Annotated in this window: 14 protein-coding genes; 3 read left to right on the forward strand and 11 right to left on the reverse strand. The window is 63.3% G+C overall.

The genetic code is table 11. The features are described from left to right. Positions 1–190: 190 nt before the first annotated feature. From gspF to gspG, 7 genes are all read right to left on the reverse strand, one after another. Positions 191–1,402: a type II secretion system inner membrane protein GspF gene (gene gspF / locus ICY20_RS15525; RefSeq protein ID WP_159962646.1), complete on the reverse strand. Its 1,212-nt coding sequence runs from the start codon at positions 1,400–1,402 to the stop codon at positions 191–193. Further along, positions 1,402–2,820, reverse strand: coding sequence for a type II secretion system ATPase GspE (gspE, locus tag ICY20_RS15530; RefSeq protein WP_194937901.1), 1,419 nt, complete (start codon positions 2,818–2,820; stop codon positions 1,402–1,404). Before gspE ends, gspF begins: the two co-directional genes overlap by 1 nt. Positions 2,821–3,586: 766 nt before the next feature. Beyond that, positions 3,587–5,872, reverse strand: coding sequence for a type II secretion system secretin GspD (gene gspD, locus ICY20_RS15535; RefSeq protein ID WP_194937902.1), 2,286 nt, complete (start codon positions 5,870–5,872; stop codon positions 3,587–3,589). Beyond that, positions 5,869–6,381 (reverse strand): type II secretion system protein GspM, encoded by a 513-nt coding sequence (gene gspM, locus ICY20_RS15540; protein WP_159962649.1) that lies wholly within the window; start codon positions 6,379–6,381, stop codon positions 5,869–5,871. The genes gspD and gspM overlap by 4 nt, the downstream gene beginning before the upstream one ends. Next, a complete protein-coding gene (gspL, locus tag ICY20_RS15545) occupies positions 6,374–7,420 on the reverse strand; it encodes a type II secretion system protein GspL (RefSeq protein ID WP_194937903.1) in 1,047 nt (348 codons plus the stop codon). Before gspL ends, gspM begins: the two co-directional genes overlap by 8 nt. Beyond that, positions 7,417–8,286 carry a type II secretion system minor pseudopilin GspK gene (gene gspK, locus ICY20_RS15550; protein ID WP_194937904.1) on the reverse strand — a complete coding sequence of 290 codons (870 nt, stop codon included), beginning with the start codon at positions 8,284–8,286 and terminating at the stop codon, positions 7,417–7,419. The genes gspL and gspK overlap by 4 nt, the downstream gene beginning before the upstream one ends. A gap of 8 nt (positions 8,287–8,294) precedes the next feature. After that, positions 8,295–8,744: a type II secretion system major pseudopilin GspG gene (gspG, locus tag ICY20_RS15555; RefSeq protein WP_122486423.1), complete on the reverse strand. Its 450-nt coding sequence runs from the start codon at positions 8,742–8,744 to the stop codon at positions 8,295–8,297. 148 nt (positions 8,745–8,892) lie between these two features. On the opposite strand from gspG, the gene gspI reads away from it, so the two are divergent. Next, positions 8,893–9,258: a type II secretion system minor pseudopilin GspI gene (gene gspI, locus ICY20_RS15560; protein ID WP_194937905.1), complete on the forward strand. Its 366-nt coding sequence runs from the start codon at positions 8,893–8,895 to the stop codon at positions 9,256–9,258. On the opposite strand, the gene ICY20_RS15565 is transcribed toward gspI, so the two are convergent. Beyond that, positions 9,245–9,676, reverse strand: a complete 432-nt coding sequence (locus ICY20_RS15565; protein ID WP_159962653.1) for a type II secretion system protein N — start codon at positions 9,674–9,676, stop codon at positions 9,245–9,247. The genes gspI and ICY20_RS15565 overlap by 14 nt on opposite strands. Before the next feature lie 93 nt (positions 9,677–9,769). Here ICY20_RS15565 and gspH point away from each other — a divergent pair, with 93 nt between their 5' ends. After that, the gene (gspH, locus tag ICY20_RS15570; protein WP_159962654.1) at positions 9,770–10,222 is read left to right on the forward strand and encodes a type II secretion system minor pseudopilin GspH; all 453 of its coding nucleotides are present in this window, start codon (positions 9,770–9,772) and stop codon (positions 10,220–10,222) included. Beyond that, positions 10,219–10,815 carry a type II secretion system protein GspJ gene (locus tag ICY20_RS15575; RefSeq protein WP_159962655.1) on the forward strand — a complete coding sequence of 199 codons (597 nt, stop codon included), beginning with the start codon at positions 10,219–10,221 and terminating at the stop codon, positions 10,813–10,815. The genes gspH and ICY20_RS15575 overlap by 4 nt, the downstream gene beginning before the upstream one ends. A gap of 12 nt (positions 10,816–10,827) precedes the next feature. On the opposite strand, the gene ICY20_RS15580 is transcribed toward ICY20_RS15575, so the two are convergent. Genes ICY20_RS15580 through ICY20_RS15590 form a run of 3 tightly spaced genes read right to left on the reverse strand, consistent with a single transcriptional unit; the run spans position 10,828 to position 12,978 of the window. After that, positions 10,828–11,754 carry a FecR family protein gene (locus ICY20_RS15580; RefSeq protein WP_159962656.1) on the reverse strand — a complete coding sequence of 309 codons (927 nt, stop codon included), beginning with the start codon at positions 11,752–11,754 and terminating at the stop codon, positions 10,828–10,830. A gap of 37 nt (positions 11,755–11,791) precedes the next feature. Then, positions 11,792–12,337, reverse strand: coding sequence for an RNA polymerase sigma factor (locus ICY20_RS15585; protein ID WP_159962657.1), 546 nt, complete (start codon positions 12,335–12,337; stop codon positions 11,792–11,794). Further along, complete coding sequence (locus ICY20_RS15590; protein ID WP_159962681.1) at positions 12,334–12,978, reverse strand: secretin and TonB N-terminal domain-containing protein; 645 nt, start codon at positions 12,976–12,978, stop codon at positions 12,334–12,336. The genes ICY20_RS15585 and ICY20_RS15590 overlap by 4 nt, the downstream gene beginning before the upstream one ends. Positions 12,979–13,117: the final 139 nt, after the last annotated feature.

Raw genomic sequence — 13,117 nt, forward strand, 5'->3', positions numbered from 1 at the left:
GGTGTTTTGGTCATGGTTTTGGGTGGTTTGGGGGGGAGATGACAGCGGGATTTCAGCGAGCGTGGCTGGAGCCCGCGCAGGGGGGGGGTGAGATGTGACGGAATGAGGAACCCGAGGTTGGTCAGGAGCCCAGAGATATCACTGGAAAAATGTAAGTCCAATGTGGGAGGGGGCTTGCCCCCTCCCACATTTAAGTAACGAGCTGGTTGATTTCGATGATGGGCAACAACACAGCCATGACGATCACCAACACCACCGCCCCCATCACCACAATCATCAGCGGCTCCAGCAAGGCCGTCATGCCCATGGCGCGCCGCTCGATATCCCGCGACAACGTCTGTGCCGCGCGCTCCAGCATCGGCGGCAACGAGCCGGTTTTTTCGCCGCTGGCGATCAGATGAATCAACACCGGCGGAAACACTTTCTCCACCGCCAGCGCGGGCGCCAGGTTGACGCCTTCGCGCACCTTGGCGGTGGCGTCAGTGACGCATTGGTCGAGCCGGTCGTTGGACAAGGTCTGGCGCGCCGCTTCCAGGGCTCGCAGCAACGGCACACCGGCACCGCCGAGGATCGCCAGGGTGGAGGCGAATCGCGCCGTGTTCAAACCCAGTACAAATCGCCCGATCAGCGGCAGGCGCAACACCCGACTGTGCCAGTTCAAGCGCGCCACCGGGTTGCGCAGGTACAAGCGCCAGCTCCAGAAACCGCCAACGATCCCGGCAAAACACAACCAACCCCAGGCGCGGATAAAGTCGCTGGCATTGAGCATCGCCAGGGTCAGCCCCGGCAGGTCCTGGCGCGCCTGGGAAAACGCGCTGACCACCTGGGGCACCACGTAACTGAGGAGAAAAATCACAATGCCGATGGACACCAACCCCACCACACCGGGGTAGATAAACGCGGTGAGAATCTTGCCCCGCAGGTTGTTGCGCTCCTCGATGTAGTCGGCCAGGCGCTCCATCACCTGGGCCAGGTCACCGGACTCCTCTCCCGCCGCGATCAACGCCCGGTAGATCGACGGAAAGTCCCGAGGCCGCGCCGCCAACGCATCCGCCAGGCGCATCCCGCCGCGCACATCGGCGCGCACGGCACTCAAGGTCTGGGCGATGTGTTTTTTCTCGGCCTGTTCCACCGTCGCGCTCAACGCTGCCTCCAATGGCAGGCTGGCGCCGAGCAGGCTCGCCAGTTGACGTGTGGCCCAGGCCAAATCATTGTCCGAGAGTTTGGGGCTGAACAGGCTGCTGCCGTTGGCCGTTGGCTGATTGCCCTCCAGCTGCATCAGCAACGCAGTCAAACCCCGCCCCCGTAATTGGGCAAACGCCGCGCTCTGGCTGTCGGCCTCAACATGCCCGGCCTCGACCTTGCCGCTGGCATCGGCGGCTTCATAGCGATAGCGATTCATCAGGCGTCCCGTGTCACGCGCAGGATTTCTTCGGGCGCGGTGGCGCCACTGCGCACCCAGCGCTCGCCGTCTTCACGCATGCTGAACATCCCGGCGCGGCGGGCCGCCACGCGCAGGTCCTGCTCATTGGCGCCCTGATGGATCAGGCTGCGCACATCGTCATCAACGCAGAACAACTCATGGATACCGGTACGGCCGCTGTAGCCGATGCCGTTACACTGCGCGCAGCCCACCGGGCGCCAGGTGCCGGGGGCCGCCGTGTCTTCCTGTTTGCAATGAGGGCACAGGCGACGCACCAGGCGCTGGGCCAATACCCCCAACAACGACGACGCCAACAGAAACGGCTCGACGCCCATGTCGATCAGCCGGTTGACCGCCGACACCGCATCGTTGGTGTGCAGGGTTGCCAGCACCAGGTGGCCGGTGAGCGAGGCCTGCACAGCGATTTGCGCGGTTTCCAGGTCACGGATCTCGCCGATCATGATGATGTCCGGGTCTTGACGCAAAATCGCGCGCAGGGCCAGGCCAAAGGTCATGTCGATCTTGGCGTTGACCTGGATCTGGCTGATACCCGGCAGGTCGTATTCCACCGGGTCTTCCACGGTGAGGATATTGCTGGTGCTGGCGTCCAACCGGGCCAACGCCGCGTACAGGCTGGTGGTCTTGCCGCTGCCGGTGGGGCCGGTGACCAGCACGATGCCGTGGGGCTGGCGGATCAAGGTATCCAGGCGCGCCAGCAGTTGCGGTTCCATGCCCAGGGTCTCCAGTTGCAGGCGCCCGGCTTGCTTGTCCAACAGTCGCATCACCACTCGCTCGCCATGCCCGGTGGGCACCGTGGACACCCGAATATCAATCGGCCGCCCCGCTACGCGCAGGGCAATACGGCCGTCCTGAGGCAGGCGTTTTTCGGCGATATCGAGTTGGGCCATGATCTTGATGCGCGACACCAGCGCGCCGTGCAATGCCTTGCGTGGCGACACCACGTCGCGCAGGGTGCCGTCGACGCGGTAGCGCACCACGGAGTGGGTTTCGTAGGGTTCGATATGGATATCACTGGCCTCGTCGCGCGCGGCCTGGGTGAGCAAGGCGTTGATCATGCGGATCACCGGGGCGCCGTCCTGGGTGTCGAGCAGGTCGGTGACTTCGGGCATGTCTTGCATCAGGCGGTCGAGGTCGACTTCGTTTTCGGCGGCGCCCACCACGGCGGCGGCGCTGCCCGTGTCGGCGTAGGCGCTGGTGAGCAGGCCGTCGAGTTCGTCATCGCGTACGTGTTCGATGTGGGACTGGCCGAACTGGCGTTGGACTTCGCTGATGGACCAGCCGGGGGTTGAGGGGCAGACGGTGAGTAGCATGCCCTCGGTGCTGGGGCGTAGGAGGATGCGTTGGGATTTGGCCCAGGCGTAGGGCAATAGGCTCATGGTGTTGGCCCTGTTTGTATGTGTACATATCCATTATTTGGGTAACGGCGGCTTAGGGTTTCGCCCTTACGGCGAGTCACTTTGGAAAAGCCCCAAAGTAACCAAAGGGCTCTTGCCCCAACACTCGGTACCTCGCCTAGGCTCGGTATGCCCGTAATCCGACATGGATTTGGGGGGCCGCCGCCACGCGCCATCCATGGCGCGGGGCGGCTAAACCGGCATCCCTGCCGGTTTACCCCCCAAATCCATGCCGAATTCCGGCCAGCGTGTTTAACGGGGCGCCTCAGATCAAAATCAAAAGCAAAGCGAGGCGGCCTGACAGCCGACCTGAAAGCTGAAGCCTGCGCGGTTCCCTGTGGGAGCTGGCTTGCCTGCGATGGCATCAACTGGGTGTGCCTGATATACCGAGTTGTCTGCATCGCAGGCAAGCCAGCTCCCACAGGTCGGTGTACACCTGACCAGCTCTTGATCTGCTTTTGATCTGCTTTTGATCTTGATCTGAGTCGCCCCGTTAAACCACGCTGGCCGAACGCAGGCTTGAATCCGTGGGTAACCCGGCAGGACGCCGGGTTAGCCGCACTGGGCCATGGATGGCCCATTGCGGCGGCCCACGGATTCAAGCCGGAGTGAGGGCATGCCGAGCCTAAGCGAGGCACCGAGTGGTGGGGCGAGGACCTTTTGGTTACTTTTGGGTCCTTCCAAAAGTGACCCGCTGTAAGAGCGGAACCATAAGCCGCCGTTACCCAAATAACGGATATGCCCCCCATCACTGCGGCACCGCCCTGATCACCGCCCGAGGCCCCAACGACTGAGGAATCGCCTTCTCCACCGAAGGCAACTGCGGCGCCTGCACATCCGGCATCGCCCAACTATGTTCCGGCTGTAACCCACCCTGGGCCCGACGCATAAACTCATAACGATTCAACGTAATACTGCGCCCCGCACCACTGTCACGAATGATATAGGGCCGCAAAAACACCATCAGGTTGGTCTTGTTCACACTGCGTTTCTCATTGCGAAACAACGCCCCCAACCCCGGAATATCCGACAACCACGGCACCGCATCATTGCTCTGGCTGTAGCCATCCTGCAGCAACCCACCGAGCACCATAATCTGCCCGTCGTCCAACAGAATGCTGGTATCGATGGCCCGCTTGTTGGTCACCGTGCCCGCCTCCACCGACGCCCGCTCATCCACGCTGCTGACCTCTTGGTAAATATCCAGCTTCACCGTGCCACCTTCGGAAATCTGAGGCCGTACATTCAATTTCAGCCCCACTTCCTCACGCTGCACAGTCTGGAACGGGTTATTGCTCGTACCGCCGCCCCCGGTCACATAACTGCCGGTGACAAACGGAATGGTCTGCCCCACAAAGATGCTTGCCGCTTCGTTGTCCAGGGTCAGCAGGTTCGGCGTAGACAACACGTTGGTACCCCCCTTGCTCTTCAAGGCGCGGGCCAGCACCTTGAGGTCGAGCACCTTGCCAATCCCCGGAATATCCACGGTGCCGTTAACCAGGCCAATGTTCAGGCCCTTGGGCAACACATCGATACTGGTCGGGCTGGTGGGCGTGCCGTTGACCCCACTGCCGCCCAGGTTGACGCCGCCAAACCCGCCCTTGCCCGCCAGATTGCCGGCCTGCCATTGCACGCCAAATTCGGTGGCATCGTCCTCGTTGACTTCGACGATCAGGCTTTCGATCACCACTTGGGCGCGGCGCTGGTCGAGCATGTCGATCACTTCCCGCAGGTTGCGGTACAACGGGTCGGGCGCGGAGATCAGCAAGGTGTTGGTGGTGGCGTCGGCCTGGATGGTCACGCCGCCGGCGCTGAAGGCGGTGTCCTGATCCTTGCTGGTGCTGCCGGTGGATGGGGTGTTCTGGTTATAGCCCGATTGCACGCCGCTGCCGGTAGGTGTGCCGCTGCTGTTTTGTGCGTTGCTGGCACCTTGGGTGTTTTTGTCGGTGCTGCCCATGGCACTGAGCTTGCCCCGTGCCTCATCGCTGACCCCGGAGTCGCTCTCGCCGGTGAGCAGGCCACGCAGCGACTGGGCCAATTTTCCCGCTTGGGCGTTGCGCAGGTACACCACATGCATATTGCTGGGGTTGCTCTGGGCGTTGTCGAGCTTGTAGATCAGGTTGCGCGCCAGCTCCGTGCGCTCGGGGCTGCCGGACCGGATGATGATGGAGTTGGAACGCGGATCGCCCACCACGTTGATCTTCTGGGTTTGGTCGGCGCCCCCGGTCTCCAGCAGCTCGGCGACCATGGCGGCGATGTCGACCGCAATGCCGTTCTGCACCTTCACCACGTCCGTGTCGATGGCGCTGGGGGTGTCGATGCCGTTGATGATCTGTGCCACCCGCGCAAGGTTTTCCGCGTAGTCGGTGATAACGATGCTGTTATTGCCGGGGTAGGCATTGATCGGGTTGTTCGGCGACACGATGGGGCGCAGCACCGGGATCAGGTTGACTGCATTTTCATATTGCAGGCGAAAGGTGCGGGTCTGCATGCCGCTGCTGCCAGCGCTGTAGATCGGCCCGCCGAGCAACTTGGCATCGGCCTCAGGCACCACCTGGGCCACGCCACCCACATCCACCACGCTGAAACCCTGCATGCGCAGCGCCGCCAGCAGCATGTCGTAAGCCTGATGCGCCGGCACCTGGCCTTCGCTGACCAGGGTCAGGTTGCCCTTCACCCGCGGGTCTACCAGAAACTGCTGGCCGGTTGCGCGGGAGAGCGCACGCACCACCGCCTGGATATCTGCATCGACAAAGTTGAGCTGCACCGGCTGGTCCCCCAGCGGGTTGCGTGCCTTCACGACGGCGGGCGCATGCCCACGCGCACTGTTGGTGACCCGGTGTTGTACGGGGGGTTGGGGGGCGGGTTCGCGTTGGCGGTCCAGCGCGGTATCGCTGCGCCGGGTCTCGGCCAAGGGTTGGCCGAGTTCGCTGTCCACCAACAGCGGCTTGGTGGGCTGACTGTTGCTGCACGCGCTCAGGGCCAGTACCAGCAACGGTGCGGCCAAACGAAAAGGCGGGACTGACCACTTCATGAAGCTTCCTTAGCGCCAAGCGCCTGATCCATGCGAACGGTCCCGGACACAGTGCCGGCCGAGTTGTCGACAGCATCCGCCGCGCGCTGCAAACGCGCCTCGGACACCTCCAGGGAAAACGAACGAGGGTTGCCCAGCAACCAGCCCACCACAGCGTCAGCCGGGGCGTTATCGAAGGTCAGGCGCCAGCCGCCGGGGGCCTCGGCCTGCAACTGATAACGGCCCTGCAAGCCTGCCCCATCCAGGGCTTGTCGCAGCGCGGCTTCATCGGCTGCTTTCGGTGCGACGACGCCCTGCAACACAACCTGCAAAGCCTCGGCCTGGGCGCGCAACTTGGGGGTTTCAGCCTGCCAGTAATCGATTTTTTTCAACGCAGGCTGCACCAGTACCAACCAAGTCAATAAGCCCGCCAGCACCAACCCGGCGCCACTCACCATGCGTTTTTCGCGCACGGCCAGCCCGCGCCAGAACACTTGGGATTGGCTACGTAAGCGTTGAAATTTATTCATCACGGGCCTGCGGGTTTACCGGGCCAATAGTCCAGGCGTGAGCGTCCCGCGAGGCCGTAAAACCAGCCTGGGTCAAAGCTGCTTGCCAGTCGCCCTCGGCTGTCGGGTTGCGGCTGTCAGCGAGTAATTTGAGCTGCAAACGCCCCTGCTCAAAGCTCAAGCTGTCGACGCTGGCCACCATAAACGGCAGGTTGCTGCCCACCAGTTGCAGCAGGCTGCTGAAGCGCTGGCCGGGGTCGGCGGCGGCGCCAGTCTGGCGGGCAGTCAACTGCTGACGGGCCTGCTGCAAGGGGTTTAGCACCACCGGCAGTTCAGGAAACGCCTGGCGCACCTGTTGGCTCATCAACGCCTTGAGACGTTGGCCTTCATCCACTTGGCGCGCTGCGTAGACGTTCAGGCCGAGGGTCCAGATGGCGGCGGCCACTGCGACACAGCCCAGCGCCCTGCCCCAGCCGCCACTGGCGGGCTGGCTGAGGTGGCCGTGCAAGCCCCAGGCCGGTGTCGGCCCACTCCAACGCTGCGCCATGTCTACCAATGGCAGGTCCAGCGCCTGCTGCCCCAACGGATGCACCGAGCCTTGTTGCAGGCTGTCACGGGTCAACAGATAGCCTTCGTCCAGCGCCACCGCGCCGACCGGCAAGGCGTAAGGCGCCGGATACAAGCCCCGCAGTTTCAGTTGCAACTGGCCCAGCCGTTCCAGCCCCGCCTTGGACACCCAAGCCACCTGCACGCGCCCATCGTTTTCGCGTGGCCCGTGGGCTACCTGCATCTGTTCGACCGGCCCGAGAATCAATGCTTGAGCGGCGCAGGCCACAGCCGCATCGGTCTTCGCCGCCGGCAGCGGTGGCAGCTCCAGGCTGGTGAGCAGGCTGTCAGAAGGATGCAGGAAACAGTCCATCGCTACCCGCGCCTTGCCCAGTTGCGCAAGGCTTTCGGTGCCCTCGTCCACCACCACACCCCGGTCCAGCCAGGCAAACCGCACCTGGCTTTGTGCAGTCAACTGAGCCAGCGGCACCAGGCCAATACGCAAGCGTTTCATACACCCACCCGCGACCAGATCACCTGGGGCTGACGTTCTTCGGGCCTGTGCAACAACGCATCAATCGTCACCCGCCGCTGCTCACGGCGCGCCTGGCCCTGCAAGCGAAACCATTCGCTGGTAATGCCCACCTGCACGGCATCCACCGCCACCTGAGGCAGGCGCAGCCGGTTGACGAAATCACCCCGGTTGATAAACCACTGCCCACTGTCACGCTCGGCCACTAAACCATGGGCCTGGGACAGGCTGAGTTGGGGCACCACGGCACTGAGCACTTCGGCGCTGGCGGTGTTGCCGTTGACCCAGGTCGGCGCGGGCAACACGCTGATATACGCCTGCAAGCGCTGGAGCAGTAACGGGTCGAGCCCTTCAAGGCCACCGAGGTCTTCGAGGCTGCGCAGCATCGGGTATTTGGCGGGCGGCACATAGGACGCGACGACACGTTGGCTGATCCGGCGACTCAGCGCCGGGTCGACACCCAAGGTGCGGCACAGCCGCTCAAAGCGCTGCAACTGTTCGGCATCCGGCTGCTCGCGATTGACCAGGTTGCGCAGGTTGAACTTGCCCTGCTCGTCCACGATGCGCCCCTCGAATGCACCGCCTTGGGCACGGGCCCAAGGCTGATCCAGACGCGTCAACACGTCTTTTTGACGCGCCTCCCAAAGCAGCTGTCGACTGCGCTCAAGACCACCCAGCAACAACCACTGGCCCTGGAGGCGCAGTTGCTCGGCCTCCAGGCTGCGGGTGAACACGGTTTGACGGGTGAGCATGCTGCCGGCCAGCACCGCCACCACGGCGGCGATCAGCAATGCACTGATAATCGCCATGCCGCGCTGCTTCGCCGCTGTGGGCGAATACCGTTTCATGACGCGCCTTACAACTGCCAGGAGCCGATATCGGCATTGACGCCGTCACCATCCGGCTGGCCATCGGCGCCAAGAGAAAATATATCCACCTCGCCGTTGGCCCCCGGATTCAAGTAGTGATACGGGTTGCCCCATGGGTCATTGGGCAGGCGTTCGAGGTAGGCGCGCCAGTTGCTGTTTTTCGCATCTGCCGGGCGCTCCACCAGCACCTTGAGGCCCTGGTTCATGTTGGGGTAGGTGCCGTGGTCGAGGCGATAGAGTTTGAGCGCCTGCATCAACCCGCCAATATCCTGTTTGGCTGCGGTGGCGCGTGCCTGGTCCGGCCGGTCGAGCACCTTGGGGACCACCATGGCAGCCAAAATCCCGAGAATCACCACCACCACCATGATCTCGATCAAGGTGAAGCCACGCTGCCCACGAGGGCCTGGCAATGGGGACGTTAGGCGCGCGATATCCATCTCGACATTCCTTGGCTTGAGTGCAATTCGTGGCGCAGTGTTGCAAGAACACATGTCAGTCGTATTGAAAATCCTCGGGAGTTTCGGTCGCCAATCGGTCAACTGGCGGCGCTAGTCTGCGGGCCTGTTTCCCGGCTTTGAGAGCGCCATGTACGGCCGTCGCAACGCGCAAGGTTTTACCCTGATCGAAGTGTTGGTGGCGCTGGCGATCATCGCCGTGGCCATGGCCGCCGCCGTACGCGTGGCCGGGCTGATAACCCAGAGCAATGGGCTGCTGCGGGACAAATCCGTCGCGTTGCTGGCGGCCCAGAGTCGCCTGGCGGAACTGGGCCTGGAGGGCCATTTACGCAGCGGCAAAAAGAACTTCGACTGCGATCAAGGCCGCCTGAAACTGCGTTGCGAACAGACCATCAACGCCGACGGCCGCCTGTTTCAGGTGACCGTGCTGGTGCTGGATGCGAGCCGCGACGCGCCGCCCCTGGCGCGCCTGGACACTCAGGTCATGGCCGAGTGAGCAGCGGCAGTGCCGGCCCATCCGGCAATTTATCGAGACTGACGCGGACCTTTTCGCCACCGTGCTCAACCTCCACGCCGTCGCCTTCGATGGCCGTCAGGCGCACGCCGGGGCTGAGACGCTCACCGACTAAAAAACTGCGCGGCGGGCCGTCGTTGAGGCTAAGGATCGCCACCGCACCACGGGCCCCGGCAAGCACGCCAGTGACTTTTATCTGCGGGGCCGCCGCCACATTGGAAAACCACTGCAACGCCGGGTTATCGCTGCGCGCCGCCAATGCCTGGGGCGTGGCTTGGGGCGTGTGGGACTCGGCGGATGTCAGCAACAGCGGCGTCCACACCACCGCGCCAGCCAATGCCGCCAACAACGCCAGCGCCTGCACGCCTTGGGCCGGTGTTACACGAAGGGCGAATGCCATGGGGAGAACCTCCTGTTTGTCCGTGGCATCAGCCTACAGGCCAATTCGCACGCTTTTATTTCACAGACTCCCCAGTTCTCCAGGAAGCCAGCGATGAAACAGCAAGGTTTCACTCTGATCGAACTAATGGTGGTGCTGGTGATCATCGGCATCGCCAGCGCGGCCGTCAGCCTCACCATCAAGCCCGACCCCCTGCACCTGCTGCGCAAAGACGCCGAACGCCTCAGCCAACTGCTGCAAGTGGCCCAGGCCGAAGCCCGTGCGGATGGCCGGCCGATCCGCTTGCAGGCGGACGCCAAGGGCTTTCGCTTCAACCGTCGCAGCGATGATGGGTTGGGTGTGGAAGCGTTCCAGAGCGACGATCAACTACGCCCCCGCCTATGGGAAAGCACGCCGATGCAAATCACCATCGAACCCCGGCAAACCCTGGTGCTCAATGCCGAATGGATCAACCCACCGGTGCGCGTGGTGCTGTCGGACGGGCAACACAGCCTGAGCCTGCAACGGGATGCAGCTGGCCTTTTGCGCGTGGTGAGCCAACCATGAATTCATCGCAAAAAGGCTTCACCCTGATCGAAGTCATGGTCGCGATCATGCTGATGGCGCTGGTCAGCGTCATCGCCTGGCGCGGGCTCGATAGCGTGACCCGTGCTGATCACCATCTACAGGCCAGCACCGAGCAAACCGAAGTCCTGCTGCGCGCCTTGAACCAGATGCAGCGGGATATCAGCCTGCGCGCCAGCGTCGAACTGGTTGCACCCGGCGCACCGGAAGTCGAAGGGCTGGCGGCGGTAACTGTGCGCAGTTCCGACACCAAAGGCTTTCGCCTGGACATAATCCGCAGCGCCCCCGTTGCGGGCGATGGCTTGCAACGGGTGAGCTGGTGGCTCAAGGGCGATTCGCTGTACCGGGCCGTCGCGCCAGCGAGGGATCGCTTCCCGCTGCCGGCGGCGAAGGATGGCGTGGAGGTGCTGACGGGAGTGAGTGACTTGCAGGTGCGAGTGTGGGAGAAGGACAAAGGTTGGCGGCAACTGAGTGGCAATCGGCGCGAGGCCCCGCAGGGCTTGGAGGTCAGCTTGGTGCGCCAGACACCGCAGGGGGTTGAAAAGTATCGCCAGGTGGTGGGGCCGTTGAAGTAAAAACGCTCGGGCTCAACTCAACAACACCACCCCCCCCGGCAACTCCGTGCACTTGGCCCCATACGCATCCCGAATCAACAACGCCACCCCCGCCAGTTGCTGCAAGCTGAACCGCGCCTGCACCCGGCGCTGGCCCAGTTGCTTGTTCAGCAGCACCAGCATTCCCGGCCGATAGCGGTTGATTTCATCCACGACCGTCGCCAGCGTCGCGTTGTTGAACACCAATATCTGCTGACGCCAGGCCACCACTGCCTGGGTGTCCACCGTGGCGACTTCACTCACCCCGGCTGCGCCGTAGGTCAGTTGCCGGCCACTCTCCAGGCGCACGCTACGCCCGGCCACATCGACCGAGAGCCAGCCCTCGATGCAGGTCACGCACACGCTGTGATCGGTATTGCGCACATTGAAGCGCGCCTGCGCCGCGCTCACCCAGCCTTCACCGGCCTGAACCATTAGAGGTTGTGCGACGTGGGCCAGCACTTCGACTTCGCCTTCAAGCAGTTCAATGCCCTGCCCTACGCGGCTGATACGGGTCTGGGTATTGAGCTCCAGGCTGATGCCGTCGCTCAATTCCACCTGGCGTTGTTCACCGACGTCGGTGCGGTAGTCAGCCGTGAGCCCCGAGAAACCGCCGGGCACGCCAACGCTCACCATCACCACAGCAGCCGAGGCAGCAATGGCGCCGCCCAGGAACGCACGACGGCCATAACTGCGCGGTTGCGACACTTGATCGAGGGCCGGTGACAGCTGCTGCCACAGCACCTTGGCCTGTTCGAACGCCTGGGCGTGTTCCGGGCTCTGGGCGCGCCAGGCGTGCAGGGCCTTGGCGTCGGCGACGGTGGCGCGGCCCGAAGTCAGCAGCACCAGCCAGTCGCGGGCTTCATCGTGCAGGGGGCTGGCAGCGGTTTGCCGGGCGGTGGGGAAGCTAAAAATATTCAAGCGCGCACATACTCACGGATTTATCAGGGACTCAACACTAAGACGGTTTTCCGGCCCCGGGACCGAACCGCTGAATCACTTTTCTTTCCAGACGCTTGGCGCAATGCCCCAGGGCAGCCTTGATTTCCTTCTCGACCATGCGCGTAGAAATGCCGAAACGCTGGGAAATTTCCAGGTGGGGAGCTTCTTCAAGGCGGGCGGCAATCAGGATTTTGCGACGGCGCGCCGGCAGTTCATAGAGTGCCTTGACCAAGGACTGGATCTCGCGCTGGCCGCCCACCACCCGTGAAGGGTCCTGGGCTTCGTCAGCGGTTTGCAGCAGCTCCTCGACTTCGCTGCCAGTGAGCAAGCGGGCATCGGCCTGACGGCGATCGGCGGCGATGTTCAGGGCCATGCGGTACAGGTAAGCGTTGGGTTGTTGAAGGTTCGGCGGCACGTCCATGCGGTCGACCCGCAGGTAGGTTTCGTGCAGGACGTCATTGGCCAAATCCTCCGAGCCCAGACGCTTGCGCAGACGCACCTTGAAGTCTTCGTAGGACGCCAGAAATAGGCTGACCATTGCACTGTGCCCGGTATTTTTCATCCGCCCGAGGCTCCCTTCCCTACTGTGCATTCCATGCGCATTCCTGTTGTGTCAGGCATCAAAAGTAAAGTCACGGGCTGGCGCAGTGAACTCGGCGCCGGGCGTTCCACCCGGGTCGTGCTCAGGCTGCGCACCAGTGCTTCATCGCGTTGTTCATCGCCGGTGGAACTGACCAGCCGACTGTGTTCGATCAACCCTTCACGGTTGACCCATACCTGCACCAACGCGCGAAAACTACCGGGCCGGGTCAGGGGCGTGCGGCACAGGCTGGCCTCGATGGCCTGCTGCAACGCCGTGGCGTAGCTGTTATTGATGCGCGCCGCACTACGGGCCGCCGCACCACGGGTCGCGGGCGGCGGGCTGACGTCCGGCAGTTGCAAGGTGAATGCGTCAACGCGTGCATAGCGCGCCATCAAGCCACTCCCTGTCAGCAACATCGCCAGTGCCTCTTGCGCCGTAAAGCGCCCGCGCACGCCGATGGAGCGTCGGCCCTGCGTCAACTCGCGGTCCACCAGCACGGCGATCCCGGTGGCGCGGCTGTACGCTTGCAGTGCGTGTTCCAGGTCCTGGGCCGGCAGGTTCAAGCTCAGCAGCGGTGACTGCGCCTGCGCTGCCTGGCCTGCGCCCAGCAGCAACAGCAAGACCAGGGCGCATACGGCGCGCCGCCAGGCCCCCTGCTCACCCCCTGCATGGCATCGCTGCACGGCCGACGTGTCCTAGAAAACCGTCATCCTGAGGCCCGTTTATGAATCTGATGTTACGGTGATAGCAAAAAAAACA

Origin of the sequence: Pseudomonas pisciculturae (genome assembly GCF_015461805.1) — a bacterium.
GTDB lineage: Bacteria > Pseudomonadota > Gammaproteobacteria > Pseudomonadales > Pseudomonadaceae > Aquipseudomonas > Aquipseudomonas pisciculturae.

Bases quoted from the DNA above. Each gene is read 5' to 3' on its own strand.
- ICY20_RS15585 (WP_159962657.1), bottom strand. From the start codon at position 12,337: ATGAAAAATACCGGGCACAGTGCAATGGTCAGCCTATTTCTGGCGTCC.
- gspE (WP_194937901.1), bottom strand. From the start codon at position 2,820: ATGAGCCTATTGCCCTACGCCTGGGCCAAATCCCAACGCATCCTCCTA.
- gspF (WP_159962646.1), bottom strand. From the start codon at position 1,402: ATGAATCGCTATCGCTATGAAGCCGCCGATGCCAGCGGCAAGGTCGAG.
- gspG (WP_122486423.1), bottom strand. From the start codon at position 8,744: ATGGATATCGCGCGCCTAACGTCCCCATTGCCAGGCCCTCGTGGGCAG.
- gspL (WP_194937903.1), bottom strand. From the start codon at position 7,420: ATGAAACGCTTGCGTATTGGCCTGGTGCCGCTGGCTCAGTTGACTGCA.
- ICY20_RS15575 (WP_159962655.1), top strand. From the start codon at position 10,219: ATGAATTCATCGCAAAAAGGCTTCACCCTGATCGAAGTCATGGTCGCG.
- gspK (WP_194937904.1), bottom strand. From the start codon at position 8,286: ATGAAACGGTATTCGCCCACAGCGGCGAAGCAGCGCGGCATGGCGATT.
- gspH (WP_159962654.1), top strand. From the start codon at position 9,770: ATGAAACAGCAAGGTTTCACTCTGATCGAACTAATGGTGGTGCTGGTG.
- gspI (WP_194937905.1), top strand. From the start codon at position 8,893: ATGTACGGCCGTCGCAACGCGCAAGGTTTTACCCTGATCGAAGTGTTG.
- gspM (WP_159962649.1), bottom strand. From the start codon at position 6,381: ATGAATAAATTTCAACGCTTACGTAGCCAATCCCAAGTGTTCTGGCGC.
- gspD (WP_194937902.1), bottom strand. From the start codon at position 5,872: ATGAAGTGGTCAGTCCCGCCTTTTCGTTTGGCCGCACCGTTGCTGGTA.
- ICY20_RS15565 (WP_159962653.1), bottom strand. From the start codon at position 9,676: ATGGCATTCGCCCTTCGTGTAACACCGGCCCAAGGCGTGCAGGCGCTG.